Source organism: Agrobacterium sp. NPDC090283, from assembly GCF_044769685.1.
In the GTDB taxonomy this organism is placed as follows: Bacteria; Pseudomonadota; Alphaproteobacteria; order Rhizobiales; family Rhizobiaceae; genus Agrobacterium.
In genome coordinates this window covers 50,838-76,716 of sequence record NZ_JBIVYG010000015.1, presented here as the reverse complement: position 1 = coordinate 76,716, position 25,879 = coordinate 50,838, and the positions used below count along the sequence as shown (strand labels likewise).

Genomic DNA, 25,879 nt, shown 5'->3' with positions numbered 1-25,879 from the left:
TTTATCTGCCGCCACCCCTGTTCATCAGAGGTAGTTCACCAGACTCATTTTTTGCAGACGCGACGTGAGGCTGTATGCGATTTCAATCTGCTGCTGCAGCAGATCGAGGCGGGTCTTCGCCTCGTAGGTATCGATCCCCTCAATATCCAGCAGATGCGTTTCGATGATCTTCTTCTGGGCTGCCAGCGAGTCATTGGCCTTCGAAACACGGCTTTCGGAAAGGCCGAGCTGGCTTTGCTGCTGGTTCAAACCACTGATGGCGGTACCGATATTGGTCACCGACTTGGTCGCCACCATTTCGCGAATGCCGCTATCCACCTTTTCGTCGAGGAAGGTCATCGCCGTCATCGCCGTCAGTGCAAAATAACGCATGCCCTGCGAGTTGCTGTTGCTCGACGTTTCCACGACCTCGTTCTGGCTGATGCGGCTCGTCATGTTGGTGTCGCTCGCCTTGGAGCCGAAGGTCGTCCAGAAATCGTAGTTCTGGCCGGCCGTCAGGCTGCTGTGCGGCGGGTTCGTGACCGTCGTGGTGCCGTTGAACACACCTTCGATATGGGTCATGAAGGCTTCGGCCTGGGTCTTGGACAGGCCGGTGATGTCGCCAACCGCCGGCGTCTGCGCCGCCATGAATGCGTCAAGCTCCGTCTCATAGGCTTCCTTCAGGGGGGACCCTTCAGCGAAATAGTCATCGACGGGCTTCACGTCCGTATTGATGCCGGAGAACAGAAACTCGCCATTGACCGCCGTATTGGCGAAGCTGGTGAAATTGTTGAACGCATTCGAGATGGTTTTGGCAACCGTCGTCAGCGTCGGTGCTTCGCTGCTGGTGTTGGGGACCAGAACCTTCTGAATTTCCTGCGCTGCCTGCGCCATGCCGTCGAGCGCCGTCTGCGAGGATTTGAGGCGTTGCGTTGCAATCGAATTGACGCTGACCAGCGAGGAGATGCGGTCGATATCGCGATTGAGATCGAGGCTTCTGGCGGTGTTGGCGCCCAGCGTCACGCCGAGATCGGCATGCTTGCCCGTCGTCAGCTCGGTATTGAGATTGGTCATCTCAAGCTGAGCCTTGAGGATGGTGCTGCGCATGCTGTTCTGCATCGCCAGCGATGAAATGAATGACGTTTTCATCGTTTACCTCACCATGTCCATCAGGGACTTGAGCATTTCATCAACGGTCGTCACCAGTTTGGTCGCGGCCTTGTAGGATTGCTCTATATCCATGAGCAACGACAGTTCCTCATCCAGGCTGACCGCCGTATTGTTCGAATAGGAGGTGGCGGAGCGCTCATAAAGCGCGCTTTTCGCTTCGTTCGCCGAAGTCGCGCCGGAACGTTCCTGTTCGAGCCACCCCATCGAGTTGGTGCCGTATTTCAGGATGCTGGTATTCGTATCGATACGTGTCGACGCGGCAAAATTCATGGGCGCGTCAAAGGCAGTAACATAGCTGCGGATCAGCTCGGAGAAACCGGTTCCCCCCGAGGTTGCGGTATTGATCACGTAATCGGTACCGTTGATACCGCCGTCACGCAACAATTCCGGATTGCCACCTTTGGAAATAATTAACGCCGGGTTGACGGTAATGCTGGCCGCGAGCCCGGGAGAGACAATCCCGTCTGCCGGAATGGTCGTCGCCGCCGGCGAGCCGTAGGTGAAGAGACCGGGCATATCCGGCAGGCCGCTGGTCGCATCCGCCGGCTTTTCCGCAAACATGGTGATGAGGCCGCGGGCGATTTCGTCGAGCTGGCTCTGCATCGTCGGCGCCAGGTCGTCACGAACCTGCATCAGGCCCTGAAGCGATCCCTCAGCCGTCGTGTTGCTGCCGCTGCCAGCCTTCAGTGCCACGCCATCGACATAGATTGCGTTGCCCGTGGTCGTCGCATCATAACCCGGCTGCGTCTTGAACGTCACGCTGCGCGGCACGATTTCGAAGAGCGTTGCGCCATCCGTCGTGTAAAGCGCCACATCGTTGTTGGGACGATTGACGACATTGATGCCGATGATGGAGGAAATATCCTTCAGAAGCGTCTCACGCTGGTCGAGAGCATCGCTTGGATCGCCACCGATCGCCGTCTGCGCCTTGACCTCGTTATTGGCTTCCTCGAACTTCGCAAGCAGGCCGTTCAGCTTGTCGACCTGAAGGGCGATTTCCTTGTCGGCGCGCAGACGCATCGCCTGCAATTCGTTCGAGGCCTTGTTCAGGGAACTGGCGACATCGGTAGCGGAGGTGACGGCCGTTGCTGCCAGAGCGGCATCGCTCGGCTTGGCCGCGTAGGCGTCCAGGCTCTTCAGCAGTTCCTTCATATAGGTTGCCGGCGAGCTCTCATAATCGTTGCCGCCGAAAATGCTCTTCATTTCCTCAAGACCGGTCAGAACCGTGCTCTGGCCGGAAGCGAGAGAAGAGCTGGAGATCGTCTGCCTGAGAAGACTTTCATTCTGGGCACGGCCGTTGGAGACGACACTCGCTCCAGCCATGGTCGTGCCGAGAATGGCGGTTCGCTTGACGTAGTTCGCATTGCCGACATTGGCAATGTTTTTCGAGGTAACGTCCGTCTGCTTACCTGTATTATTGAAAATCGACTGCGCAGTATTCATTGCTGACGTGAGCGACATTCATCTGTCCTCGTGAGAAGTATTATCTCTTCAGATTGATCAGGACGTCCATCAAATCCGATCCAGTCTGGAAGACTTTCGAATTCGCTGTGTAGATACGCTGGGATTCAATCATGTCGGTGAGTTCGCTGGCGATATCGACGTTCGAGCCTTCCAGCGCACCCTTCTGGATGTAACCGAAGCTGCCCGTCTGCGCGAAGCCGATGGTGACAACACCCGACTCGTTGCTCGGCAGATAAACGTTACCGTTCTGCGGGCTGAGATTGTCGACGCTCGGCACCGTGGCCAGCGCCAACTGGTAGATGTTGCGGCGACCGCCATCCTGATAGACCGCCGTGACCAGGCCATCCTTGCCGATTTCGACGTCCTTGATCTGGCTTGGGCCGTTGCCGTTCAGAACAGCAGTGCCTGGCGTGAACTTCGAGGAGAACTGCGTCATCTGCGACAAGTCGATCTCAATCGCCTGCGCCACGCCGCTGTTACTGTCGTTAATCGTGATCGAGCTATCCGATCCGCTGGTGAGCTTGTTGGTGGCGGGGTCGAAGGTCAGGGTGACCGTTTCCTTGACGAGTGTCGCCGGTGCGGTTGCCGTATAAGGGAAGCCGCCGTCCGTTGACTGATCCTGACGATAAACCGACACTTCCCACTGCGGATTGCCGGACGCATCGTTGTCAATGCGCGTGTAATAGAAGTCGTAAAGAACCTTGGCACCGCCGCTGTCGAACGCCGTAAGCGACGTCTTGCTGCCAATCGTCGACGTTGCGACGTTGTCACTCGGGCGCGATCCCGCAGCAACGATTGTCTCATCACGGTTAAGGTTCGCCGGGAAGCTGCCTTGCGTGGAGGGAGACGCTGTCAGACCGAAGTCATTGATATTGATAGCCTCAAGGCCCGTAAAGCCGTTGACGACCGCAGCCGGCGGGTTGGCGCCGTAAGGGTAGCCCATCAGCATGAAGCCCGCCGCATTCTCCAGATATCCTTCCGCGTTCTTCTGGAAGGAACCGGCACGTGTGAGGTAGGGCGTGCCCGCACCATCCTGAACCACGAAGAAGCCGTTGCCCTGAATGGCAAGGTCGGTGCTCGAGGTGGTGTAGGAGAGGTTGCCCTGCTCCGAAATGCTGTAGCGAACGTTGGACTGAACGCCGCCGGAGGCGTAGCTGCCCGACGACGAGGGCAGAACGAGCGAGGAGAACGACGTCGATGCGCGCTTGTAGCCGGTGGTGCTTGCGTTGGCGATGTTGTCGCCCACGGTGCCCAGCTTGTTCGCCTGTGCATTCATGCCGGACACACCGGTTCGCATAGTGCCGAAAATACTCATTCAAAAACCCTCGTGGTCATCTTTCAGGGAGAAGGTAAAGCGTTTGGCTTGCGTGAAGCTGTCGGAAATACCGCGTTTGAAAAAGACCACGCGGGTCAATGAAAATCATTGCCAATCAATGCTGTAGCCGAGGAAACGTTTGGAATCGACCGGATCGTAGCCAAGCTTCTTGCGCAGCTTCTTGCGCAGCTTGCTGATATGGCTTTCGACGACGTTTTCTTCGACGTCATCATCGAAGATGCCGTAGATGGCATTGAAAATCTGCGCCTTGGAAACGCGGCGTCCGCGATTTGCGATCAAATATTCGAGGATGCGGCGCTCGCGGCGCGGCAAGGGAAATACTTCACCACCGACTTCCGGATCACGGCCATCGGAGAAAACCCGGATCGGCCCGGCATCGGTAAAGTTCGAGATGACCTGCAGCCGGCGACGGATCGCCGCCGCACGTGCCAGGATTTCACGGGGGTGAACCGGCTTGCGCACGACGTCGTCGACGCCGCTGTCGAAAAGCGCCAGCGTTGATTCCAGCGAGGGCTGGTCGCTGACCGCGATCACCGGGGCCGTCGTGCGATCCCTGATCGCCTTCGGCAAAGAAAAGCTCCGGTCGCCCTGGCCGATCAGGAAGGCTTCCACAGCCGCAAGATCGCTTTCCGCGGCCGTCGAGACCCATTCCCCGAATTCGACCGGATCGAACCCGGTCGAGGGAATGCCCTCACGCCCAAATAGAGATGTATAGCCGTCTTTAACGAGCTCGCGCTCATCAACCACTACGATCATTCGTCCGCCTCCGAATCAGTGTGGTGTTTTCCAATGTGGCATTGGTACGAATCGGGGGATTCAGCGACAACTGTAGGAAATCATCGATAGATATTAATAATTGATTAACTATTTTGTGCCGATTTGATCTATATATAGTGGGTATTAACCATATATGGCACAAAATTTTTGTGTAGAAATTTCAAAATTCCGAAAAAACCGCTTGAAATGCCTTTTTTCGATCAATCTATCGCCACATTTCAAAATACGAGTCCTGCGGCGCCTGAAAGCAATTTCAGGTTGTTATCCGTCGCAGAAATTTTTCGCGTTGGGAGTCCATTTCCCGTAGCCCGTCGCCACCAGATTGGCGATGACACGACAGACATATTTCTTCTGCGCCGGGTCATTGTTGGGACCCGCATGATAACGGGCGACCGCCATGGTCCAGGTTTCATGCCTGTTGTGGAGATTACGAAGGAACATCGCGGCATATTCCACATTGCGGCGCGGATCGAACATTTCCCGCGCGGATGCGAAGTTTTCGCCATGGAAATAATGATTTATCTGCATGCAGCCGAGGTCGATCAGCTTGGCGCCGTTGCGCTTCGCCGCCTCGAAAGTGGTCAACGCCTCCTCGGTGGAGGAGGCAAATACCGGTTTTCCTTCAATATTCATGGCATTGGGGTCGAGACGCCCCTTGCGGCCCGTTTCGGTCAGCCCCACCGAATAGAGAATTCCCTCCGGCACGCCATATTTGCGTGCCGCCGACTGGATCTCTCTTTCACAGACACCTGACGTTGCCGAAGCCGACGCGTTTTCAGAGGTAGACGCCATTGTCAGCAGAAGAGCGGGCAGAACCAAGAGCGCCATCCATGCCTTCATTATGCACCCCCAAATTATCGCCATTGCCTTGCCGGTCGCCCCGTGCTCCGGACTCGTCACGGTTGCGCCCCGCGGCGGCCTGCTGGCCCTGCTGCTGCGCCTGCTGATTTTGCTGATTGTTGCCCTGTGTGCCCGTTTGGTCACTCTTGTCGGAAGAAGCGATGCTGATGGTGATGTTATCGACCGTCAGACCCTGCGCCTTGAGACCCTCGAGGATGCTCTTGCTGTCTTCCTGGAGCTTTTTATAGGCAGCAACGCTCTCCACCGTCATGTGAACGGCAAGCTCGTCACCGGCAAGACGCAGCGACATCGTCACCGATCCGAGCTCGATCGGCGTCATATGCAGCTTCAGCGTATGGACGACCTTGCCGGTGCTGCTCTGGGCCGCCGCATTGGAGAGCGACGAACCGGGCTGCATGGCGCTCACCCATTCCGGATCATTGACGATCAGCCCGGTCAGGGCCGAAGCGTTGGTCGAAGGCGCGAGACCGATGAAACGCCGCGAATCGAGAACCGTTATGGTATCGGCCGCCTTGCCAGTGCTTTCCCGTGCATCGAACTCGACACGGCCTTCACGCTGAACCGTGCTCATATCGAGAGCGCGGGCAGCACCCGAACGCGGAGACGAAAAACGGAATGCCGAGGCATCGCCCTCATTTTCCGAAGCCGAGCCCGCCTCATTACCGGCAGCTGCGATCCCTGTCGGCATGTCCCTGAGCGAATGCTCGGCCTTGACCCGGACAGGTTCAGCCCGGTCTGATTTCACCGTGTCGGTCTTGCCGGCAATCGCCTGTGCGATTTCCTCAAGCGGTGTCTTGGCCGTCGCCACTTCGGCGGCATTGGCCGTCACCAGCTGCAGTTCCGCCAGCTTCGGATCGATCGCATCGGCCGTCACCTCGGTGTCCTTGTCGGTGTCGTCCTTGGGCTTCTTGCCGGTCTTGCCGTTTTCGGGTGTTGCGCGGGTCGTTTTCACCGCGTTCCGAAACTCGGCCACGGTCTCCTGCGCACGACCTTCGCCGGCATGCTCGTTGACGATCACATTGAGAAATGTTGCAGGCCGCTTGACCGGGACATCCATCTTTTCCGCCTCACCATCGGGCTGCGCCTGCTGTTCTTCTGCCGGCTTCTCGTCCTCTTGATGCCGCGAATGCAGTGCCTGCGGCGGGCGCTCGTCCCGGACCGTGGAAAGGGCATCGCCGAAACTGCCGCCCTTGGCGTCGTCCCTGACGTTGGCGCTGCCCGCGCGCGGATCGGATGGCGGCGCATTCATTATCGCGTTGATGGCTGCGTCGATCATGGTGCCCCCTCGCCTTTCTTTAACAGGCTGTCGATTTCATCGAGCTTGCTGCGGCCACTCGTCACGAGTTGCCGCACGTTATCGCCCTCATCGTCTGCCTTCTGGGTTTCGACCCGCCATATGCTCTTTGCATCGGCAGCGGTCGCCTCGTTTTCGGGCGCATTCCGCCCGGTGTCCTTCGTGGCCGCAGTGTCGGTCTCGACGCCGGGCTGCAGGGAAGGAGGACGAACCACCTGTTCGGCAATCGCCCTTGCCGCCTCCCGCAGCGCCCTGTCCCGATCCGAAAGCTGCGCTTCGGGAATTTGCCCGATTGTCTCGATCGCGCTCACCACATCGGGCGTGCCGATGTTGGAAAGGCTTTCATAGAGATTTGCCTGTACTTCCGGCTGATCCGGCAACGAAGCAGACAGCGACTTCGCCTTCAACGCCGCCATGCGCGCCAGAGAATCCTTGCCGCTGATCGCCGCCAGGCGGGAAAGGCGCAGATAGGCTTCCTTCTGCCTCTCCGTATCCATCATGGCGAAGGTTTCCTGTATCGCCTCCTCGCCGATGGAATCGGCGCGCTTGACCACCAGCGACACCAGAAGGTCCGCGAACTGGCTGGCATAGGGCGAGTGCAGGAACCGCCGCGCATAACGCTGTGCATAATCGACGCCGCGCGCCGCATCGCCGTCCTCGACCGCGATGGCGAGCGAACGGCGCAATGCCGCCTCCTCGACGATGGTGCCGGGCGCTTCGAGCCGGGCTATGTCATAAAAACCGAGCGCCGCCAGCGGATCGCGCGGGATCGTCACATTGCCGCCGATCAGCGCCAGATAAGCGCCAATCCGCTTGCCACGATATTCGGGCACCATGGCCGCGATGCTCTGCGCCACCAGCGTTCCCTTGCCGGACAGGTATTTGCGCAGGATATCGGCAACGCGGCTGTCGAAATTGCCATCCACATCGCGTGCGACCAGAAATTCCAGCGTCGCCGGATTGCCGCCGCTCATCGCATAGATCAGCGCCGCATCGACATTGCGCGGATCTTTGAAAATCGCCGAAGGCGCGCTCTTCAGCCGCTCGTCGATGGTCTGCAACAGAAACCGCTGCATTTCCGAGGCGGAATGGTCGCCCATGGCCACCGAATCCTGCACGAATTGCAAGGAGCGCAGCATGGCGTAGGGCATGAGATTGTCTTGCGACTGCGAAAACGCCCTACCCGGCTCGGAGCCGAGACCGCAAAGCGTCGCCGCAAGAAGAAGCCAGCGTTTCGAGGTTTTCGTCACACTCACCCCCGATCGGCCTCAAGCAGAATTTCGATACGGCGGTTGGCATCCGCCAGAGGGTCTGCCGGCACCTGCAATCTGCGGTCCGCGAAACCCGAGACCTGCTTTACCCGCTCTTCCGACAGGCCGCCGCGCACCAGCATGTAATAGGCGCTGTGGGCACGATCCATGGAAAGCCGCCAGTTGTCATTGGCCTCGCCCTTGAACTGCCGCCCGTCGGTATGGCCGCGGATCACCACGCTGCCACCGCGCTCCTGCAGCAGCTTGCCGATTTTTTCCATGGCCAGAACCATTTCACGCCGGGGAACGGCCGATCCGATATTGAACATCGGCGTTTCCGTCTGGTCGGAAATGGTCAGCAGCAATCCGCCTTCGGCCGGCGTCACCACCAGACCTTCGGAAAGCTTGCCGGTTATGCCTGATATCTGCTTCTCGATCTCTTCGCGCAGCGTGTCGGCCTTTTCCCAGTCGGCATCGCTCGCCTTTTGCTGCGCATCGCTTGCCTGTCGCGGCTCATCCGGCTTCGGCTGCGCAAGCGCTGCCTGCTCGGCGGCATCCGGACGCTGCTGCGGCACCACGGCGGCGATTTCCGTCGGCTTTCCGTCTTCCGCCTTGTCAGCCGGCGTCTCGGACGACTTGAGCGCGACCGCCTGAGCGTTCTCGGCCGCATCCTCCTGTTTGTTCTCGGCAAGTTGCTGCTGTTCAACCGGTTTCTGCGGCTGATCGGCGCGGGTGATTTTCACCTGCTGGGTCCAGAAATCAGGATCGAAGGGATCGCGATAGGCTTCGCCGCCGCTTGCGCCCGTCGCCGGCCCGGAATCGGCGGCGCCGCCTTCGCCCTTGGCGCTGACATTGGCCTGCTGCCCCACCTGCTGGGCGATTTCCGCCAGCACGGAATAGGGATTTTCGAAAAAGTCCGCTTCGGAGAAATTCGACTGCTCACCGGTCTGCGAGGTCAGGTCTTCGCCCGTCGCCGCAGCGGAACCTTTGGTGACCTTTTCCGCCTGGATGTTGGACTGGTCCTTCTTCTGGACGCCCTCTTCCTTGTCGACAGGCTTTTCCAGCCCCTTGGACGAGGGTTTCTCATCCGACAGCTTGATCGGGTTGAAATAGCTGGCGACCGAGGCCTTGGTTTCCTCATTGGCGGCGTTGACAAGCCACATGACGAGGAAGAACGCCATCATCGCGGTCATAAAGTCGGCATAGGCGATTTTCCACGCACCACCGTGCGCACCGTCATGCCCGCCCTTGTGGCGCTTGACGATGATGATCTCGTTCTTGCCGTGGTGGTGATTTTCGCCTTCACTCATTTCATCACCTTGCGAAGACTGGATGCCCAGGCGGACATGCGCGTCACGAACACGCTTTCACCCAACTCGATCGAAAGATCGATATCGGCTGTCTCGGTAAATTTCATCGTTTCTTCTTCAAAGCCCGGCTGGGTCTTCAACTGCTCGAACAGGTTTTTCGGGCCTTTCACGACAAGCGTGACCGCCTCGCCATCCGGCATGGCGGTGCGCACCACATCCGCCAGTGCCGAGACCGCCTTGAGCGACAGCTTTTCCGTCAGAAGCGGCGCAAGAATATTGGCGGTCTGTTCGCTGAGATTGGCGGCGATTGCGTCGATACCTTCGCGCAGACGGCGTGACAGAAAAACGGCCGTCTCCTCAAGATAGACAGAACGGAGTTCCTCCAGCTCGGCGGCGTGAGCGGCGAGCAGCTCTTCCCGCTCGGCCTGCATCTTTTCGGTAATCTCGCGGGTGGCATCCTCGCGGCCCCGGGCATAGGCCGCCTGTTTTTCGCTTTCCGCATCGACGGGTGCTACCTCGTCGAAACCGGAAGTGACATCGGCAAAACCGGACGCGAAATCGGTAGCGACATCCGCCAACGGGTCGCCAAAGGCCGATGAAGCCGGTTGTGCCTCACCGAAATCCTTGAGAAATCGTGCAATCGACGCGCTCATGCCTGCCCCCGGCAAAACGGGCCAAAAGGGCGAAACATGTCCCGTTGCCTGCGCGAATCGCAAAAGCCGCGCCGCATTTCCGGACGGAAAACCGGGGTCCACTTTTCCTGGAAATGCTGTAAGCCGTTTGGCGGCACCACCGTCATCCTTGCTACCCTGCCCGTCTCTTCCACGTTTCCCGGCCGGATCACGCCATGCGATCCGCCCCATATTGACCCGACGTTAGGTGTTCAAACTTGTGCGAGGATGAAGGCGGGCTCGATCAGGAAGCCTGCACCCATTCATCCCCGCGCGCCCACGCCGGCCAGACCCGTTACTTGAAGAGCTGGAGGATATTTTCCGCGTTGGCGTTGGCGATGGAGAGCGCCTGGATGCCGAGCTGCTGCTGCGTCTGCAGCGCTTTCAGCCTGGTCGATTCCTCGTTCATGTCAGCATCGACGAGACGGCCGATGCCCTTGTCGATCACATCCATCAGGCTGGAGACGAAGTTGTCCTGCATGCTGATGCGGCTCTGCAACGAACCAAGGCTGGAAGCCGTGCTGGTCATCGCCTCAAGCTGGCCGTCGACGAAGGACATCATCATGTCGATGGCGTCTGCGTCGGTATAGGTCGTGCCGCTGCCGGCAAAACCACCCATGGCTGCGGCGACGATGTCGAGATTGCCGAGATCGAGGGTGGAGACGGAAAAGCCGAGGGAACGATCGGCGGAAGCCGTTCCGCTGCTGGTATCGTAGAACCAGTCGTTGCTGCTGGTGTCGCGATAGGCGGGAGAAACGGTGGTGCCGCCGCTCGACGGATCTGTCGCCGTCACCTTGACCCATGCATTTTCGGCAAGGCGGAGATAATTGGCGGTCCCGTCACTGTAGACATTCGGATCCGTATTCGTATCCGTCGTCGCGGCATTCAGCGCGCCGATTTCTGCATCGGTAAGCTTCGGCACGACATAACCCGCCTCCGCCGTCTTGCCGGCGGTCGTCGACGTCTGGGTGACTTCATATTCCGTCTTGCTGACAAAAACGGCATTCTTGTCGAGAATGCCGAGCTTTCCGCCGCTGAGGTCGAAAAGCACGGTGCTGCCGTCGAGCGTGTAGTCAACGGTGGTGACCCCGACATTGCCCGAGCCTGTGCGGGTGAAGGATGCAACGACCTTTTTGGTGATCGATTCCTCGACCGGCGGCGTGCCGCCGTTGCTGATACTGGCCTGCAGCCAGTTTTCACCCGAGAAGGAGGCCGATTCGGAGATGCTCTTCAGCTGTTCCTGAAGCTGCTTGATTTCATCCTGAATCTTGCTGCGATCGGCACCTACGCCATAGGCGGCGACGAGCTTGGCCTTGATCTGCTTGACGACCTCGATCGTGCTTTCAAGCGCGTCATAGGCGGTGTCGACCTTGGCGGCGCCCAGACCCAAAGCATCCTGCACGGCCGAAAGGGCATTGTTGTCGGAGCGCATCGTCGTCGCAATGGACCAGTAGGCCGCGTTGTCCGCCGCAGTCTCGACACGATAGCCGGAAGACACGCGCGCCTGCGTCGTTTCCAGATTCTTGTCGATCATACGCAGGGTTTGCAGCGCGGCCATTGCCGCCGCATTGGTCAAAATGCTGGTCATGGGGTCCACCCAACTCAAAATTTAAGAAAAAATCCGGCGCTGTGCCGACAACGAGCAGGGGCATCATGCGCATCGGCAATGGCCAGAACCGACCACCGCGACCTGCCGTTCGTTAACAAATCGTTAATGCGATAGGTAACAAACAACGAGACTGATTTGCAAGGCGTTCCTCGCTTTCGCAGCCGGGTTTCGCATAAACCGGCAGGCTTCAGGCAAGCTCGGGTTAAAACGCACCGGAACGAGGCCGTTGCGCCCGCGAATTTCGGCGCGCGCAACGGACATGACGGAAATATGGAGCGGAAGATCCGGTTAAGCCGCTTCGCCCTGACGGGTGGGCACGAATCGCGCAGCCGTCAGGCTTTGACGAAGAAACTCGGTGTTCTCATCAGGATTTTCGGAAGGGTTCTGAAACGAGACGTGATTGATCTCGATCGCCGCATGGTCGTTGGCGAGCGTCAGCCGCGCATAGACCGTGGCGCCCTTCGGCTTGAGCTCGAGATCGAGGACGATCTCCGGCGCGCCTTCCCATTCGAGCTTATATTCGCCGCCGGCGCCGAAATTGATCGTACCGGGATGATAATAAAGCTCCGCCGCCGAGGAAACGAGGTCGGCGATACTGCCATTGCACTCGAATCGGAGCAGCGAAATCAGGTCGGCCGGGTCTAACAATCGAAGTTCGGTGGCGATCGGGTTGATCGCCTCTGCGACGATCATTTCCCGCTGTTCGGAATAGGCGGATTTTTTCATTGGTTTTATTGAACCCGTATTTTCGATGACTTCATGGCGTAAACCCGGTGAACGAGCTCAGCCACAGCCTTGTAAAAGACTGGTGGAATCACACTATCTACCGAGACTTGCGCAAACATGGAGCGTGCAAGCGGAGGGTCCTCAAAAACGGGGATATTGTTTTCTTCCGCAATCTCGCGGATTTTCAATGCGATAAGGTCCTGGCCCTTGGCGACGACAACAGGTGCGTCGCCTTCTTCGCGCACATAACGCAGCGCCACCGCAAAGTGTGTCGGGTTGGCGATGACAAGTGTGGCGCGCGGCACATTGTTGATCATGCGGCGGCGGGCACGGTCGCGGGCGATGGAGCGCTGGCGGGATTTGACCACGGGGTCACCCTGCGACTGCTTGTATTCTTCCTTCACCTCATGCTTCGTCATTTTCAGCTGGCTGAACCAGTGATGACGCGTCCACAAAACGTCGACGGCGGCAAGCAGCGCGGTCGAAAGCAAAATCACGACCATCATCTTTTTGACGATCTCGACCAGCTTGACGAAAATCACCTGCGGATCGGAGAACATCAGATCGATGAGGCTGTAAAAATCGCCACGCAGGGCAAAGAACATGATGACCGAGACGATCATGATCTTGAATACCGACTTGCCGAATTCCACGAAGCCCTGCTTGCTGTAGATGCGCGTGAAGCCCTTCGCCGGCGAGACGCGTGACCATTGCGGACGCACCCGCTCAAGCACCGGCGACGGCAGGTTCTGGAAAAACGACGAAGCAAGCCCGAAAACGATGAACATGATCATCGCCGGCATCAGCAGATAGGCAATCGAGGTACCGAGAAAATACAATAGCGACAGGGCATCCGGCCGGGTGCTGAGGTCCCACTGTTCGGGCTGACCGAACAGGTCCTTCAATGTGACGCCAAGACGACCGGCGCCATCGGGCAGAAAGAAGACCAGGTAGCAGTAAAAAGCCAGCGACGAGGCAAAGATCGGCACTTCGCGGGAAAAGGGAAGATTGCCCTTTTCCGCCGCATCGCGGAGTTTTTTCTCCGTCGGGGCTTCTGTTTTACTGTCCTTGTCCTGATCGTCTGCCAAGGCACGTCCCCGGGATCAAAAAAAGGCCCGCCGATCCCGGCAGGCCGTCATCCCGAAACTAGCGTCCGTGACCGGCCATCGCAATGGCCGGTTCCGCCGGAAGGGCGGGTTATCAACCGGCTTCCGCTCAAGCGGCGGCCGGTTGGTCTTCCGTGGCGGCTTCCTTCAGCTGGATCTGGCCGGAATTGGCCAGCCGGATCGCCTCCTGCGCGACGGCGCGGCGCGCGATCGCCACTTCGCGGGTGTTGATCGAGGCCTGCGGCACCGCCAGGTCCGATTCGATCATGCGGCGCTGGCGCGGGCTGATGCTGGAGAGCACACATTCCTTGATTTCCATCGTGGCGCCGCGCAGCGCCATCGTCAGAACATCGGCCGAAACATCGTTGAGCAGCAGGACGCGGCTGCGCTGCGGCATGAACATGAGGTCGTCGAAGAGGAAGATCTTCGGCTTGACCTTGTTTGCGGCTTCCTTGCTGAGCGTCTCGAGCGAGCTGAGCAAAGTATCGACCTGCGGCTTGTCCAGTTCGTTCATCAGATCGGCAACCTTCGTAGAACCGCCCGCATTGCGCTCGGCTTCGATTTCGTTGATGAGGTTGACCACACGCTTCTCGATGATCTGGGCAGCCGTGGGGCTGACCTCCTTCATGTTGACGGTGCGGTTCATGATATCGGCGCGCTGCTCTTCCGGAATGGTGAGAAGCACCTTGGCGCCGAAGGACGAGGGCAACATGGAGAGAATATAGGCGATGGTCTGCGGATGTTCGCGCAGCAGGAACTTGCCGACGAATTCCGGCTCGGCTTCCTGCAGGCGGTCCCAGATCGACGCTTCATAGGCCTGGAAGGCCGCGCGGCGGCCAAGAAGGCTGTCCACCTCTTCAGGGGTCAAGCCTTCTTCGAGAATGCTTTCGATTGCCTTGGCATTGTCCATCAGACCCGTTCCTTCGGTGAACAGGTCTTCGAATTCCGCCACGATCTGCGCGAGTTCATCCGGAGGGATGACGCGCAGGGTCTGGGCCGAGGAAATGATCATCTGCAATTCGTGCTGCGTGAAAAATTTAAGCAGCTTGCCGGCGACGCCCTTGCCCATGGCAAGCAGCACCGCGGCCGCCTTGTCGGCCTGAGACAACGGCTTGCCCGCAAGGGGGTTACCGAAATCCTCGAAGTCCATCATGGTCTTTCCTCTCCGTCCCCACAGGGATCAGGCTTTTCGCGTACTCAGTACTTCAATCAATTTTACGCCGAAGCGCGTATCGTCGTCTTCCAGAACCGTTATTTCACCGCGCGCAATACGGCGGCCATTCACCATGATTTCGACCGGCTCGCCGATCTTGCGATCGAGTGCGATCGTCGCTCCTTCTTCAAGGCTCATCAGCCCCGAAACGAGCATTCTGCTGGTGCCGAGAACGATCTGGACATCGATCGGGATGTCCATGATCATTTCCATATTTTCGGACAATCCGCTGCCAAGCGGCGCCTTCACGCCCGCAACCTGCGGAGCGGCGGCAAAATCATCCATCGCAAAATCGGTCGTTCCGCCACCGAAGGCGGAAAGGTCGTTGTCCGTCGAAACCTCGTCCGTGCTTCCAAAATCGCCGAAGTCGCCAAAATCGGACAACGAGCCTTCCGCATCCGTCTTGAGGACGCCACGCAGATCGCCGATAGCCTGGTCGAGGTCGCCGCCGTCTTCAAACGACGGCAGCGCCGCATCATCGGTCACAGGTGTTTTCTTCGTAGCCATGCGCTGATTATTCCCTTTGAAACTTGCGTCAGCCTGCCCAGAACCGCAAAGGCCGGGCAGGATTTTAACCCATCAAATGTCGTAAGATCTCGTCGTCCGTGCTGACATTGTTCTTCACCCGAACCATGTAGCGGTCGCCGGACTTGCCGAATTCGCAATTATAGAGCTTGGAACCGTTGGCGCTGACCTCGACGCCGATGTCGTCCTGCTTCAGAGCCTGGAACGGAATGACATCGCCGGCCACCAGCTTCGAGATCGTCCTGAGCGTCAGCGTTTCGAGCTTGATGCGCGCCTCGAGCGTGACCTGCGACCGCTTCACCTGCTCCGAAATCATCTCCATCCATTCCTCCTGCTTCTTCAGCGCCTGGGCGGAAGCCTTCGGAGCGATGATGGAGGTTTTGAGCAGGGGCCGCTGCGGCACGATGAGGGAAAATTCCGACGATACCTTGCCGATATCGATCTTCATGCGGATGGTCACGCCGTAAAGGCCGGCGATCATCTCGTCGAAAGCGCTTTTTCCGTTGGCATTGAAGGGCGGGTCAATCGTCGCCTCGAAACCGCCCGGCGCGTTGACACCGGAACGCAGGACGCCCGCGATGCGGCCGAGAACCATGGCCGCAAGGTCGAGCTCGATATGGGAGAGGCTCCGCTCGTCCGGCTCGCCGATGGTATCCGGCGATGCGCCCAGCATGCGCTCCATGAGCGCGATGACGAAGCCGTTGCCGACCGTCATCATGAAATTGGGGCACCAGTTGCGCAGCGAACAATCGGCGACCGAGACATTCTGCCCGACATTGGCGATGAGATCGGTCATCAGTCCCGATTCGGAGCCGACATATTCCACATCGATCGCAATGCCGGTCTCGCTGTGGAAAATATCAGGCAGGAATTCGCTGTAGAGATGGCCGATATCGGAACCGATCTTGGCGATTGTCTTGCGGTCGGACAGCCCTCCCGTCAATTTTGCGAGCAGGGCGGTGTCGATGGCGGGTGCTTTTTGCGCTGCAGCTTTTGCCATCGTCATGCCGCCTTGTTTTCGCCGCCGGGATTCATCATCTCCTGCTCGACGGCGTCAATCGACGGCCGCTCGTAGTTGGAGATGGTCTTGCGGCCGTATTCGAGTGCGACCTGCGGCACCGAGCCGTTCATGTAGGCGATCAGCGTCTGCTTCACGATGATGTAGAGGCGGTGCTGCTTGGTGCGGACGATCTTGACCTGCGAAGCGAGCGGGTTGCAGATCGAGTAGGACAGGATGATGCCGAGCATGGTGCCGACGAGTGCGGCGCCGATCAGGCCGCCCAGCACCTCAGGCGATTCGTTGATCTTGCCCATGGCCTTGATGACGCCGAGAACCGCCGCGACGATACCGATGGCGGGGAAGGAATCGCCCATGGTGGTAATCGCGTGATAGGGCTTCAGCTTGTCGTTCAGGATGGTCTCGATTTCCTCGTCCATCAGCGCCTCGATTTCGTGGCTGCGGGCGTTGCCGATGATGATGAGGCGGACGTAGTCACAGATGAACGAGGTCAGTTCCTTGTTCTTCAGAACCGATGGCGCGCTCTGGAAGATCGAGGATTCTTCCGGATTATCGATGTGAGCCTCGATCTCGTTGCGCGATTTCGTGCGCAGATCGCGCATCAGCGAATAAAGCACGCCGAGCACGTCGAGATAGTTTCGCTCCTTCGGGACCGAATGCTTGAAGGCCTCGCCGAGCGCCTTGCCCGAATCCTTCACGACCTTCATGGGGTTCGCCATGATGAAGCCGCCGAGACCGGCGCCGCCGATGATCATCAATTCGAACGGCTGAACCAGCACGTCCAGATGACCGCCCATCGCCATATAGCCGCCGATGATGCAGCCGAAGGTGATTATAAGTCCAATTACAATATTCATTGATCGACCACGCCCGAACAGTGTTCCATGCCGCCATGTCTAAAAAATGTGGCTTGCGTGAACCTGTCCGCCAAGCCTCTCCCACGCTGCCGCCTCCAGCCAGTTTCGCACAAGCAAGCCACGGCACTATGCCGGCAAAGGCGGACGTGCGCCTTGAGATCGGGATCAAACGAGAGCGGCGGTTCAGTGACTTCCACCTACACCAGCTACAGACTGATCAGTCAGGATATCGGCAAATCGCTTGAGCGGGTGTCGGAGCAGCCCGACGTGGCGCGCGAGACCGAATATTACCGCGCGGAGATCGGCGATGTGAAATCCATCGACGACTTCATGGCCGATACGCGCCTTTACAATTACGCGCTGAAAGCCCACGGGCTCGAGGACATGGCCTATGCGAAGGCCTTCATCCGCAAGGTGCTGACGGAAGGCACCTCGGACAAGGACGCCTTCGCCAACAAGCTTTCCGACAGCCGTTATGCGGATTTTGCGAAGTCGCTGGATTTTGCCGGCCTGGGGGCCGCGGCAACCTCCACCGAGGCCGCCAAATCCGGCGTCATCGGCAAATACACCCGCCAGACGCTGGAACAGGAAGCGGGCGACGACAATAACGGCGTCCGGCTCGCCCTTTATTTCGAACGCAAGGCGTCGACCATCACATCGGGCCTCGACTTTCTGGCGGACGACGCGCTCGCGCAGGTGTTTCGCACGGCCTACAACCTTCCCGACGAATTTGCCGCCGCCGATGTCGACAAACAGGCGGCGCTGATCGAAAAAACCATTGATATCAAGGATCTGCAGGATCCCGAAAAGGTCGGCAAGCTGCTCGAGCGTTTCACCATCATGTGGGAAATGCAAAACCCATCGACGACCTATGACCCTCTCGCCGTTTTCGGCTCCTCCAGCGGCTACGGCATTTCCCCGGACCTGCTGATTTCCATCAACTCCCTGAAACTCGGAGGCAAATGATATGCAATCCGGACTATACGTCGCCCTGTCCTCGCAGATCGCGCTGGAGCGCCGTCTCACCACCATTTCCGACAATATGGCGAATGTGAACACGGTCGGCTTCCGCGGTTCTGAGGTAAAATTCGACGAAATGGTCGCCAAGAACCACAATGACATGAACGCCAGGGTGGCCTTCGTTTCGCAGGGCAACGACTATCTCTCCACCCGCCAGGGTGCTTTCGAGCAGACCGGCAATTCCTTCGATTTCGCCATCAAGGGCGATGCCTGGTTCTCGTTGGATACGCCCGACGGCCAGATTCTGACCCGCGACGGCCGTTTCACCATGCGTCCGGACGGCGCACTCATCTCCTCGAACGGTTATCCCGTTCTCGATGCCGGCGGCGGCCCGATCCAGCTCAATCCGAATGGCGGCCCGATCACCGTCGGTCTCGACGGCGCCATCCGGCAGAACGAAAACATCGTCGCCACGCTCGGCATTTATCAGGCGGATTTCTCGCAAGGCTTCCTGCGTCATCCCAACAGTGGCGTGAAGCCCGTGGCGCAGCCCGTTCCGGTCGTCAACAATCATGAAGTCGGCGTCGTTCAGGGTTACCTCGAACAGTCGAACGTCAACGGCATTTCCCAGATGACCCAGCTCATCCAGGTCAACCGCGCCTTTGAGAGCATTTCCTCGCTGATGCGCGATACCGAATCGACCTTCGGCGAGGGCATCAAGACGCTTGGCGGCGCGCGTTGAGGAACTGAGCGATGAGAATGCCGGAATCCATGCTCTCGGCTGACGCCATTTCACCGAAGCTCGCCCAGCTGGCGAGCCTTGCCGGGCACTATGCCGATCCGGAATTTTCGGTGGCGCATGGCGGTCATGTCCGCACCATCGCCGCCGGGCACTATACGGTTTCCGGCCTGTCGCGGCATGTGCGGCTCGGTGAATTCGTCGCCCATCGCAGCGCGACCGGCATTCATCTCGGCGAAGTCGTGCGCGTGGAACCGGACATCTGCTATGTCTGCCCCATCGAACCCGGCGAGCCGATCGGCATACACGATACCGTCATCCGCAAGGGCGCCTTCCGCGTCTCGCCCGACGACAGCTGGTGCGGGCGCACCATCAATGCGCTCGGCGAGCCTATCGACGGCCAGGGTCCGCTGACCTCCGGCATCGAGCGGCGTTCGATTTCCAACAATGCGCCGCCCTCGATGACGCGTAAAAGGGTGGAGACGCCGTTTAAAACCGGTGTCAGGGCAATCGATATCTTCTCGCCGCTTTGCCTCGGCCAGCGTCTCGGCATTTTCGCCGGTTCCGGCGTCGGCAAATCCACATTGCTGTCGATGCTTGCCAAGGCAGACGCCTTCGACAAGGTGGTGATTGCGCTCGTCGGCGAACGCGGCCGCGAAGTGCGCGAATTCATCGAAGATACGATGGGCGAGAATATGAGCAAGTCCATCGCCGTCGTCGCGACAAGCGATGAAAGCCCGATGCTGCGCAAGATGGCGCCGCTTTCCGCCGTCACCATCGCCGAACATTTTCGCGATCAGGGCGACAATGTCCTTCTCATCATCGACAGCGTGACGCGCTTTGCCCATGCGATCCGCGAAGTGGCGGTCGCCTCGGGCGAGCCGCCGGTCGCCCGCGGTTACCCCGCCTCGGTCTTCACCGAATTGCCGCGCCTTCTGGAGCGGGCGGGGCCGGGCGCCGAAGGCACCGGGACCATCACCGCCATCGTCTCCATTCTGGTGGATGGCGACAATCACAACGATCCGATTGCCGATTCGACTCGCGGTATTCTCGACGGCCATATCGTTCTGGACCGCAGCCTTGCCGAAGAGGGCCGTTACCCGCCGATCAATCCGCTCGCCTCGATCTCGCGTCTTGCCAAGAAGGCCTGGACACCGGATCAGGAAAAGCTGGTGTCGCGCCTCAAGGCGCTGGTGCACCGCTTCGAGGAAACCCGGGATCTTCGCCTCATCGGCGGTTATCGGCCCGGCACTGACCCCGATCTCGACATGGCGGTGAAGCAGGTCCCGATCATCTACGAAACGCTGAAACAGCTGCCGAGCGAACCGGCGGCGCAGGATGCCTATGCCGATCTGGCGACGGCGCTGCGCGGCGGCGCGCAGAATGGCCAGCCGCAGGTAAACCCGAGAATGAGAGGCTGACCCGTGAACAAAAAGCGGAACGACAAGAGCGACGTTGACGACGTGCGGCCGCAGCCTGTTTTCTTCACGCCAGACCGTATTCTGGCATGGACTGGCATAGGGCTTGCCGCTGCGGCGGCCTTTTTCCCCTGGTACGTGTTCTTCAATGAGGAAAAATTCGGAATAAGGGTGGCCGGCGGCGACCGCACCCGCGATCTGCCCCATACCGGCCCGCGGGAAGTCTTCAGCGTTTCGCCCATGGCCATGACCAACCGCAACAAGGAAGACACCCCGCCACCGGCGGAGCTGCCCGACATGCTGACGACGGCGACCGTCAGCGCAGGCGGCAGGGAAAAACAGAACAATCTCGCAGCCGGGGTCGAGGATCAGCCCTTCCCCGGCCAGACCTCCTTCCGTCTGCTGCATGTTTCCAACGGCCGCGCCCTGATCGAGGACGGTTCCGGCATGTATATGGTCAGGGTCGGATCGACCCTGCCGGACAATGCGATGCTCACCAGGATCGAGCAGCGCAACGGCGAATGGTTGATCGAGACATCCTCCGGGAAAACCTATCGCCCTGAAAAATAGAATATTTTTCTCTGGTTCAAAAGGCGTGCCGCATCTGTCGGCGCGCCTTTTTTTGTTTTGGGCAGGCCGCATCTATGTCCGCGTCTTGCGCCGTTCCGCACCTTCTCCCCTCCCCGCAAGTCTGACGCAAGATTAGCCCCGTAGGTTCGGGCCATACGAGATGGAGAAGTCTATGCAACCGATTCAACTGTTCGATCTGGCATCCCGCCAAGCGGAATGGCTGAGCGTGCGGCAGGAAGTCGTGGCGACCAACATCGCCAACGCCAACACCCCGAAGTTCCACGCCAAGGATGTCAGCCCCTTCGAAGCGGTCATGCAGGCCACCAGCCAGCAGGTCGGCATGGCGAAGACGCATCCCGCCCACTTCGGCGAAAGCACCCTCAGCGACAATATCGCGGTGCGTGACAACCCGGTCAACAACGAGATCGGCATGCAGGAATCGGGCAATTCGGTCGCGCTTGCGGAAGAAATGACCAAGACCGGCGAGATCAAGCGGCAGTACGACCTGAACGCCAATCTCGTCAAATCCTTCCATCGCATGATGCTGATGACGGTAAAGAGGTAAGCCATGGATCCCTTGAGTGCGGCGAGCAAGATCGCCGGCAGCGGCCTGGAAGTGCAGTCCACGCGACTGCGCATCGTTTCGGAAAACATTGCCAACGCCAGATCCACCGGCGACACCCCCGGCGCCGATCCCTATCGCCGCAAGACCGTCACCTTCGGTTCCGAGCTCGACCGCGTCAGCGGCGTCGAGCGCGTGACGGTGAAGAAGCTCGGCGTCGACCGTGGCGACTTCGTCAACGAATACGATCCCGGCAACCCGGCCGCCGATAGCAACGGCATGGTGAAGATGCCGAACGTCAACATCCTGATCGAAATGGCCGATATGCGCGAAGCCAACCGCAGCTACGACGCCAATCTTCAGGTCATCCGCCAGACACGCGACCTCGTCGCCTCCACAATCGACCTTCTGAAGGCATCGCAATGATCGACGGTATCAAGCAAGTCAGTTCCCTTTCGCTCACCCGCGGCGCAAGCGGCGTCTCCTCGCTGACGGAAAGCCTTTTCGGCGGCGAGCAACAGACGACGCCCGCCCAGCAGACGGGTCAAAGCTTCGCCAGCGTTCTCGGCAACGTCTCGATGGATGCGATGAACAACCTGAAGAAGGCGGAAGTTGCGTCCTTCGAAGGCATTCAGGGCAAGGCGAACACCCGTGAAGTGGTCGATGCCGTGCTTTCGGCCGAACAGTCGCTGCAGACCGCCATCGCGCTCCGAGACAAGATCGTGTCGGCCTATCTCGACATTACCAAGATGCAGATCTAGCCCAGCAGGAATATTGACATGAGAGCTCTTGCCATCGCTGCCACCGGTATGGACGCCCAGCAGACCAATCTGGAAGTCATCGCCAACAACATCGCCAACATCAACACCACCGGCTACAAGCGCGCGCGTGCGGAGTTCACCGATCTGCTCTACCAGACCGAGCGTATGCAGGGCGTGCCGAACCGCGCCAACCAGGCGATCGTGCCCGAAGGCGCCAATATCGGTCTCGGCGTGCAGACCTCGGCGGTGCGCAACATTCATACCCAGGGCAACCTGATCGAGACCGGCAACAAGCTGGACGTCGCGATCATCGGCCAGGGCTGGTTCCAGATCGAAGCGGCTGACGGTTCGACGCTCTACAGCCGCGCCGGCGCCTTCAACAAGAATGCCGACGGCAATCTGGTGACGATCGATGGCTACAACGTCATTCCCAACATCAATATCCCGACGGACGCGCAGGACATCACCATTACCCGCACGGGTCAGGTGACAGCGCGCATCGGCAATGCCACCGACTTCACCGAACTCGGCCAGCTCACCATCGCCAATTTCGCGAACGAGGCCGGCCTGAAACCGCTCGGCGACAACCTCTTCGCCCAGACGCCGGCTTCCGGCGATGCGGTGGTCGGCGTGCCAGACGATCCAAGCTACGGCTATATCAAGCAATCCTACCTCGAAGGCTCGAACGTCGACGCCGTCAAGGAAATCACCGACCTCATCACGGCGCAGCGCGCCTACGAGATGAATTCCAAGGTCATCACCACCGCTGACGAAATGGCTTCGATTGTCAGCAAGAACCTGAAGTAAGAACGGAAAGGCAGGCGAACATGAGGTTTGGCCGGAAACATAGCAGCAGCAGAACGGCGCTCGTCCGTATATGCCTTGCGTCTGCCTTTTCACTTGGGGCTCTCGCTCCCGCGCTGGCTCAGGCGCCCATGGCGCTGGTTCCCACCCGCACGATCTATCCGGGCGAGACGATCACGCCTGAACAGGTGAAGCCGGTGGAAGTGACCAATCCCAATATTTCCTCGGGTTATGCGAGCGATATCAGCGAAGTCGAAGGCAGGATCTCCAAGCAGACACTGCTTCCCGGCCGCACGATCCCGGTCGCTGCGCTGCGCGAGCCCTCGCTCGTCGTGCGTGGCACAAGCGTCAAACTCGTCTTCACCATCGGCAACATGACGCTGATGGCTTCGGGAACGCCGATGACCGACGGGTCGCTCGGCGAGGTCGTGCGCGTGCGCAACATCGATTCCGGCGTGATGGTCAGTGGCACGGTCATGAAGGACGGAACCATTCAGGTGATGGCGAAATGAGAATGCTTCGTATCATAGCAGCAGCCATTCTGTTCTCGGCCCAGCCGTTCCTTTCCGTGCCCGCAGCCCATGCCGATACGTCCCGCATCAAGGATATCGCTTCGCTGCAGGCGGGACGCGACAACCAGCTGATCGGTTACGGTCTCGTCGTCGGCCTGCAGGGTACCGGCGACAGCCTGCGCTCCTCGCCCTTCACCGAGCAATCGATGCGGGCGATGCTGCAGAACCTCGGCATCACCACGCAGGGCGGCCAGTCGAACGCCAAGAACATCGCCGCTGTCATGGTCACGGCCAACCTGCCGCCTTTCGCCAGCCCCGGCAGCCGCGTCGACGTGTCGGTAAGTTCGCTGGGCGACGCTTCGTCGCTGCGCGGCGGCACGCTCATCATGACCTCGCTTTCCGGTGCGGACGGGCAGATCTACGCGGTCGCGCAGGGTTCGCTTATCGTCAATGGTTTTTCGGCCCAGGGCGATGCCGCGACATTGACGCAGGGCGTGACCACCTCCGCCCGCGTGCCGAATGGCGCGATCATCGAGCGGGAGTTGCCGTCCAAGTTCAAGGATTCGGTCAATCTGGTCCTTCAGCTGCGCAATCCCGATTTTTCGACGGCGGTGCGCGTCGCCGATGTCGTCAATGCCTTTGCCCGCGCCCGTTACGGCGATCCGATCGCCGAGCCGCGCGATTCGCAGGAAATCGCGGTACAGAAGCCCCGCGTCGCTGACCTCACCCGCCTGATGGCGGAAATCGAAAACCTGACCGTGGAAACGGATACGCCGGCCAAGGTCGTCATCAACGAGCGCACGGGCACGATCGTCATCGGCGCGGATGTGCGCATTTCCCGCGTCGCCGTCAGCTACGGAACGCTGACCGTGCAGGTGACGGAATCGCCGCAGGTCATTCAGCCGGCGCCCTTCTCGCGTGGCCAGACGGCCGTGCAGCCGCAGACGGATATCATGGCAATGCAGGAAGGCAGCAAGGTCGCCATCGTCGAGGGACCTGACCTTCGCACGCTGGTTGCCGGTCTCAACAGCATCGGGCTCAAGGCGGATGGCATCATCGCCATTCTGCAAGGCATCAAATCCGCCGGCGCCCTTCAGGCGGAGCTTGTGCTGCAATGATGGACAATCAGAAGAAAAACGCTTTCCCGAATGGCCTGAATGGCATTGCCCGCTTCGCTGCCGTCGCCTCGCTGCTTTTCCTGCTTCCCGCTGCTGGCGCCGAAAGCCAGCAGAACGTGGTTTCGGAACTCAGCACGCAGGATGAAATCCAGAAATTCTGCACCAACATCGCCGATGCGGCCCGCGACCAGCGCTATCTGCTGCAAAAGCAGGAGCTGGAGAAGCTGCAGTCGGACGTCAACGAGCGTATTGCCGTGCTGGAAGACCGCAAGGCGGAATATGAGGACTGGCTGGCCCGCCGCGAACACTTCCTCAATCAAGCGAAAAGCAACCTCGTCGACATCTACAAGACGATGAAGGCCGATGCCGCCGCGCCGCAGCTTGAAAAGATGCATGTGGAAATAGCGGCCGCCATCATCATGCAGCTGCCGCCGCGCCAGTCGGGCCTCATCCTCAGCGAGATGGACGCGCAGAAAGCCGCTCTCGTCGCCGGCATCATGTCGCAGGCAACCGATAAAAACACTTCGAAGGATCCTTCATGAGCACGCGTCGTCTTCCGGCCCTCCTCCTGCCGCTCGCCTTGCTTGCCGGCTGCCAGAACAACCAGACCCTGAAGGAAATCGGCAACGCACCCGCGATGAGCCCGATCGGCAGCGGTCTGCAATTCAGCCAGACGCCGCAGATGGGCCTGTATCCGAAGCAGCCGAAACATATGGCGAGCGGTTATTCGCTGTGGAGCGACAGCCAGGGCGCCCTTTTCAAGGATCTGCGCGCGCTGAACATCGGCGACATCCTGACCGTCAATATCCAGATCAACGACAAGGCCGATTTCGACAACGAGACCGAGCGCAACCGCACCAATTCCAGCGGTTTGAACTGGAAGGCGGATGCGCAGCTGTTCGGCTGGAACCCGAAGGCCGATTCCAGCATCAATTACGGTTCCGACACCGACACCCAGGCCAAGGGCAAGACCAAGCGCTCCGAAAAGCTGACGCTGCTCGTGGCCGCCGTGGTGACCGGCATTCTGGAAAACGGCAACCTCATCATCAGCGGTTCACAGGAAGTGCGCGTCAACCATGAAATCCGCATCCTCAATGTCGGCGGTATCGTCAGGCCGCAGGATGTGGATGCACAGAACATGATCTCCTACGAGCGCATCGCCGAAGCGCGCATCTCCTATGGCGGTCGCGGACGTCTGACGGAAGTGCAGCAGCCCCCGGTCGGGCAGCAGGTCGTCGACCTGTTCTCGCCGCTCTGACCTCGGCACAC

27 protein-coding genes and 1 pseudogene are annotated in these 25,879 nt (G+C 59.5%); 12 read left to right on the top strand and 16 right to left on the bottom strand.

What is annotated here, in order from left to right; genetic code table 11:
- Nucleotides 1-24: 24 nt before the first annotated feature.
- The 16 genes from ACIQUH_RS20195 to motA form a co-directional block, all read right to left on the bottom strand.
- Complete coding sequence (locus tag ACIQUH_RS20195) at nucleotides 25-1,128, bottom strand: flagellar hook-associated family protein (protein WP_400818199.1); 1,104 nt, start codon at nucleotides 1,126-1,128, stop codon at nucleotides 25-27.
- Nucleotides 1,129-1,131: 3 nt separating this feature from the next.
- Nucleotides 1,132-2,610 (bottom strand): flagellar hook-associated protein FlgK, encoded by a 1,479-nt coding sequence (gene flgK, locus ACIQUH_RS20190; protein WP_400818196.1) that lies wholly within the window; start codon nucleotides 2,608-2,610, stop codon nucleotides 1,132-1,134.
- A 22-nt stretch (nucleotides 2,611-2,632) separates the two neighbouring features.
- On the bottom strand, nucleotides 2,633-3,928 hold the full coding sequence (locus ACIQUH_RS20185; RefSeq protein WP_400818193.1) for a flagellar hook protein FlgE: 1,296 nt from the start codon (nucleotides 3,926-3,928) through the stop codon (nucleotides 2,633-2,635).
- Between the two features lie 105 nt (nucleotides 3,929-4,033).
- Entirely contained in the window at nucleotides 4,034-4,705 is a 672-nt protein-coding gene (locus ACIQUH_RS20180; protein ID WP_004432529.1) for a response regulator transcription factor, read from the bottom strand.
- 282 nt (nucleotides 4,706-4,987) lie between these two features.
- Nucleotides 4,988-5,554, bottom strand: a complete 567-nt coding sequence (locus ACIQUH_RS20175; protein ID WP_400818190.1) for a lytic transglycosylase domain-containing protein — start codon at nucleotides 5,552-5,554, stop codon at nucleotides 4,988-4,990.
- Nucleotides 5,502-6,863 (bottom strand): flagellar hook-length control protein FliK, encoded by a 1,362-nt coding sequence (locus ACIQUH_RS20170; RefSeq protein ID WP_400818188.1) that lies wholly within the window; start codon nucleotides 6,861-6,863, stop codon nucleotides 5,502-5,504. The genes ACIQUH_RS20175 and ACIQUH_RS20170 overlap by 53 nt, the downstream gene beginning before the upstream one ends.
- The gene (gene motC / locus ACIQUH_RS20165; RefSeq protein WP_400818185.1) at nucleotides 6,860-8,137 is read right to left on the bottom strand and encodes a chemotaxis protein MotC; all 1,278 of its coding nucleotides are present in this window, start codon (nucleotides 8,135-8,137) and stop codon (nucleotides 6,860-6,862) included. Before motC ends, ACIQUH_RS20170 begins: the two co-directional genes overlap by 4 nt.
- Complete coding sequence (locus ACIQUH_RS20160; protein ID WP_400818182.1) at nucleotides 8,134-9,441, bottom strand: MotB family protein; 1,308 nt, start codon at nucleotides 9,439-9,441, stop codon at nucleotides 8,134-8,136. Before ACIQUH_RS20160 ends, motC begins: the two co-directional genes overlap by 4 nt.
- Nucleotides 9,438-10,094 carry a hypothetical protein gene (locus tag ACIQUH_RS20155; RefSeq protein ID WP_400818179.1) on the bottom strand — a complete coding sequence of 219 codons (657 nt, stop codon included), beginning with the start codon at nucleotides 10,092-10,094 and terminating at the stop codon, nucleotides 9,438-9,440. The genes ACIQUH_RS20160 and ACIQUH_RS20155 overlap by 4 nt, the downstream gene beginning before the upstream one ends.
- Before the next feature lie 313 nt (nucleotides 10,095-10,407).
- Nucleotides 10,408-11,700, bottom strand: coding sequence for a flagellin (locus ACIQUH_RS20150; RefSeq protein WP_400818177.1), 1,293 nt, complete (start codon nucleotides 11,698-11,700; stop codon nucleotides 10,408-10,410).
- Nucleotides 11,701-12,009: 309 nt separating this feature from the next.
- Nucleotides 12,010-12,447, bottom strand: coding sequence for a hypothetical protein (locus ACIQUH_RS20145; protein ID WP_400818174.1), 438 nt, complete (start codon nucleotides 12,445-12,447; stop codon nucleotides 12,010-12,012).
- A 5-nt stretch (nucleotides 12,448-12,452) separates the two neighbouring features.
- Complete coding sequence (gene flhB, locus ACIQUH_RS20140; protein ID WP_400818171.1) at nucleotides 12,453-13,535, bottom strand: flagellar biosynthesis protein FlhB; 1,083 nt, start codon at nucleotides 13,533-13,535, stop codon at nucleotides 12,453-12,455.
- Nucleotides 13,536-13,662: 127 nt separating this feature from the next.
- Nucleotides 13,663-14,706 (bottom strand): flagellar motor switch protein FliG, encoded by a 1,044-nt coding sequence (gene fliG / locus ACIQUH_RS20135; RefSeq protein WP_400818168.1) that lies wholly within the window; start codon nucleotides 14,704-14,706, stop codon nucleotides 13,663-13,665.
- A 27-nt stretch (nucleotides 14,707-14,733) separates the two neighbouring features.
- Nucleotides 14,734-15,273, bottom strand: a complete 540-nt coding sequence (gene fliN / locus ACIQUH_RS20130; RefSeq protein WP_400818166.1) for a flagellar motor switch protein FliN — start codon at nucleotides 15,271-15,273, stop codon at nucleotides 14,734-14,736.
- Nucleotides 15,274-15,337: 64 nt separating this feature from the next.
- Nucleotides 15,338-16,297 (bottom strand): FliM/FliN family flagellar motor switch protein, encoded by a 960-nt coding sequence (locus ACIQUH_RS20125; RefSeq protein WP_400818163.1) that lies wholly within the window; start codon nucleotides 16,295-16,297, stop codon nucleotides 15,338-15,340.
- Nucleotides 16,294-17,166, bottom strand: a complete 873-nt coding sequence (gene motA / locus ACIQUH_RS20120; RefSeq protein WP_020010426.1) for a flagellar motor stator protein MotA — start codon at nucleotides 17,164-17,166, stop codon at nucleotides 16,294-16,296. Before motA ends, ACIQUH_RS20125 begins: the two co-directional genes overlap by 4 nt.
- A gap of 186 nt (nucleotides 17,167-17,352) precedes the next feature.
- On the opposite strand from motA, the gene ACIQUH_RS20115 reads away from it, so the two are divergent.
- The 12 genes and pseudogenes from ACIQUH_RS20115 to flgH all read left to right on the top strand — a co-directional run bounded on the left by ACIQUH_RS20115 (nucleotide 17,353) and on the right by flgH (nucleotide 25,868).
- Entirely contained in the window at nucleotides 17,353-18,132 is a 780-nt protein-coding gene (locus ACIQUH_RS20115) for a DUF1217 domain-containing protein (RefSeq protein WP_400818159.1), read from the top strand.
- A gap of 1 nt (nucleotide 18,133) precedes the next feature.
- The gene (gene flgF / locus ACIQUH_RS20110) at nucleotides 18,134-18,868 is read left to right on the top strand and encodes a flagellar basal-body rod protein FlgF (protein WP_400818157.1); all 735 of its coding nucleotides are present in this window, start codon (nucleotides 18,134-18,136) and stop codon (nucleotides 18,866-18,868) included.
- Nucleotides 18,869-18,879: 11 nt separating this feature from the next.
- A complete protein-coding gene (gene fliI, locus ACIQUH_RS20105; RefSeq protein ID WP_400818155.1) occupies nucleotides 18,880-20,286 on the top strand; it encodes a flagellar protein export ATPase FliI in 1,407 nt (468 codons plus the stop codon).
- Between the two features lie 3 nt (nucleotides 20,287-20,289).
- Nucleotides 20,290-20,853, top strand: a complete 564-nt coding sequence (locus ACIQUH_RS20100) for a hypothetical protein (RefSeq protein WP_400818153.1) — start codon at nucleotides 20,290-20,292, stop codon at nucleotides 20,851-20,853.
- 172 nt (nucleotides 20,854-21,025) lie between these two features.
- On the top strand, nucleotides 21,026-21,418 hold the full coding sequence (gene flgB / locus ACIQUH_RS20095; RefSeq protein WP_400818151.1) for a flagellar basal body rod protein FlgB: 393 nt from the start codon (nucleotides 21,026-21,028) through the stop codon (nucleotides 21,416-21,418).
- A gap of 3 nt (nucleotides 21,419-21,421) precedes the next feature.
- Complete coding sequence (gene flgC, locus ACIQUH_RS20090; protein ID WP_003503422.1) at nucleotides 21,422-21,841, top strand: flagellar basal body rod protein FlgC; 420 nt, start codon at nucleotides 21,422-21,424, stop codon at nucleotides 21,839-21,841.
- Entirely contained in the window at nucleotides 21,838-22,176 is a 339-nt protein-coding gene (locus ACIQUH_RS20085) for a flagellar hook-basal body complex protein FliE (RefSeq protein ID WP_269708012.1), read from the top strand. Before flgC ends, ACIQUH_RS20085 begins: the two co-directional genes overlap by 4 nt.
- A gap of 18 nt (nucleotides 22,177-22,194) precedes the next feature.
- The gene (gene flgG / locus ACIQUH_RS20080) at nucleotides 22,195-22,983 is read left to right on the top strand and encodes a flagellar basal-body rod protein FlgG (RefSeq protein ID WP_400818148.1); all 789 of its coding nucleotides are present in this window, start codon (nucleotides 22,195-22,197) and stop codon (nucleotides 22,981-22,983) included.
- A gap of 20 nt (nucleotides 22,984-23,003) precedes the next feature.
- Nucleotides 23,004-23,492, top strand: a complete 489-nt coding sequence (gene flgA / locus ACIQUH_RS20075) for a flagellar basal body P-ring formation chaperone FlgA (protein WP_400818146.1) — start codon at nucleotides 23,004-23,006, stop codon at nucleotides 23,490-23,492.
- A 62-nt stretch (nucleotides 23,493-23,554) separates the two neighbouring features.
- Nucleotides 23,555-24,610 (top strand): annotated as a pseudogene (locus ACIQUH_RS20070) (flagellar basal body P-ring protein FlgI); the annotation flags it as partial.
- Entirely contained in the window at nucleotides 24,607-25,152 is a 546-nt protein-coding gene (locus tag ACIQUH_RS20065; RefSeq protein ID WP_400818144.1) for a MotE family protein, read from the top strand. The pseudogene ACIQUH_RS20070 and the gene ACIQUH_RS20065, both read left to right, overlap by 4 nt.
- A complete protein-coding gene (flgH, locus tag ACIQUH_RS20060) occupies nucleotides 25,149-25,868 on the top strand; it encodes a flagellar basal body L-ring protein FlgH (protein WP_400818142.1) in 720 nt (239 codons plus the stop codon). The genes ACIQUH_RS20065 and flgH overlap by 4 nt, the downstream gene beginning before the upstream one ends.
- Nucleotides 25,869-25,879 lie beyond the last annotated feature (11 nt).

What these genes read in the sequence shown, in the direction of transcription:
- ACIQUH_RS20145 (WP_400818174.1), bottom strand. Translation starts at nt 12,447, where the DNA reads ATGAAAAAATCCGCCTATTCCGAACAGCGGGAAATGATCGTCGCAGAG.
- flgK (WP_400818196.1), bottom strand. Translation starts at nt 2,610, where the DNA reads ATGTCGCTCACGTCAGCAATGAATACTGCGCAGTCGATTTTCAATAAT.
- flgH (WP_400818142.1), top strand. Translation starts at nt 25,149, where the DNA reads ATGAGCACGCGTCGTCTTCCGGCCCTCCTCCTGCCGCTCGCCTTGCTT.
- ACIQUH_RS20065 (WP_400818144.1), top strand. Translation starts at nt 24,607, where the DNA reads ATGATGGACAATCAGAAGAAAAACGCTTTCCCGAATGGCCTGAATGGC.
- flgC (WP_003503422.1), top strand. Translation starts at nt 21,422, where the DNA reads ATGGATCCCTTGAGTGCGGCGAGCAAGATCGCCGGCAGCGGCCTGGAA.
- ACIQUH_RS20180 (WP_004432529.1), bottom strand. Translation starts at nt 4,705, where the DNA reads ATGATCGTAGTGGTTGATGAGCGCGAGCTCGTTAAAGACGGCTATACA.
- flgG (WP_400818148.1), top strand. Translation starts at nt 22,195, where the DNA reads ATGAGAGCTCTTGCCATCGCTGCCACCGGTATGGACGCCCAGCAGACC.
- flgA (WP_400818146.1), top strand. Translation starts at nt 23,004, where the DNA reads ATGAGGTTTGGCCGGAAACATAGCAGCAGCAGAACGGCGCTCGTCCGT.
- fliG (WP_400818168.1), bottom strand. Translation starts at nt 14,706, where the DNA reads ATGATGGACTTCGAGGATTTCGGTAACCCCCTTGCGGGCAAGCCGTTG.
- fliI (WP_400818155.1), top strand. Translation starts at nt 18,880, where the DNA reads ATGAGAATGCCGGAATCCATGCTCTCGGCTGACGCCATTTCACCGAAG.
- ACIQUH_RS20195 (WP_400818199.1), bottom strand. Translation starts at nt 1,128, where the DNA reads ATGAAAACGTCATTCATTTCATCGCTGGCGATGCAGAACAGCATGCGC.
- ACIQUH_RS20185 (WP_400818193.1), bottom strand. Translation starts at nt 3,928, where the DNA reads ATGAGTATTTTCGGCACTATGCGAACCGGTGTGTCCGGCATGAATGCA.
- ACIQUH_RS20160 (WP_400818182.1), bottom strand. Translation starts at nt 9,441, where the DNA reads ATGAGTGAAGGCGAAAATCACCACCACGGCAAGAACGAGATCATCATC.
- ACIQUH_RS20155 (WP_400818179.1), bottom strand. Translation starts at nt 10,094, where the DNA reads ATGAGCGCGTCGATTGCACGATTTCTCAAGGATTTCGGTGAGGCACAA.
- motA (WP_020010426.1), bottom strand. Translation starts at nt 17,166, where the DNA reads ATGAATATTGTAATTGGACTTATAATCACCTTCGGCTGCATCATCGGC.
- flgB (WP_400818151.1), top strand. Translation starts at nt 21,026, where the DNA reads ATGCAACCGATTCAACTGTTCGATCTGGCATCCCGCCAAGCGGAATGG.
- fliN (WP_400818166.1), bottom strand. Translation starts at nt 15,273, where the DNA reads ATGGCTACGAAGAAAACACCTGTGACCGATGATGCGGCGCTGCCGTCG.
- ACIQUH_RS20125 (WP_400818163.1), bottom strand. Translation starts at nt 16,297, where the DNA reads ATGACGATGGCAAAAGCTGCAGCGCAAAAAGCACCCGCCATCGACACC.
- ACIQUH_RS20150 (WP_400818177.1), bottom strand. Translation starts at nt 11,700, where the DNA reads ATGACCAGCATTTTGACCAATGCGGCGGCAATGGCCGCGCTGCAAACC.
- ACIQUH_RS20085 (WP_269708012.1), top strand. Translation starts at nt 21,838, where the DNA reads ATGATCGACGGTATCAAGCAAGTCAGTTCCCTTTCGCTCACCCGCGGC.
- ACIQUH_RS20170 (WP_400818188.1), bottom strand. Translation starts at nt 6,863, where the DNA reads ATGATCGACGCAGCCATCAACGCGATAATGAATGCGCCGCCATCCGAT.
- flgF (WP_400818157.1), top strand. Translation starts at nt 18,134, where the DNA reads ATGCAATCCGGACTATACGTCGCCCTGTCCTCGCAGATCGCGCTGGAG.
- ACIQUH_RS20175 (WP_400818190.1), bottom strand. Translation starts at nt 5,554, where the DNA reads ATGGCGCTCTTGGTTCTGCCCGCTCTTCTGCTGACAATGGCGTCTACC.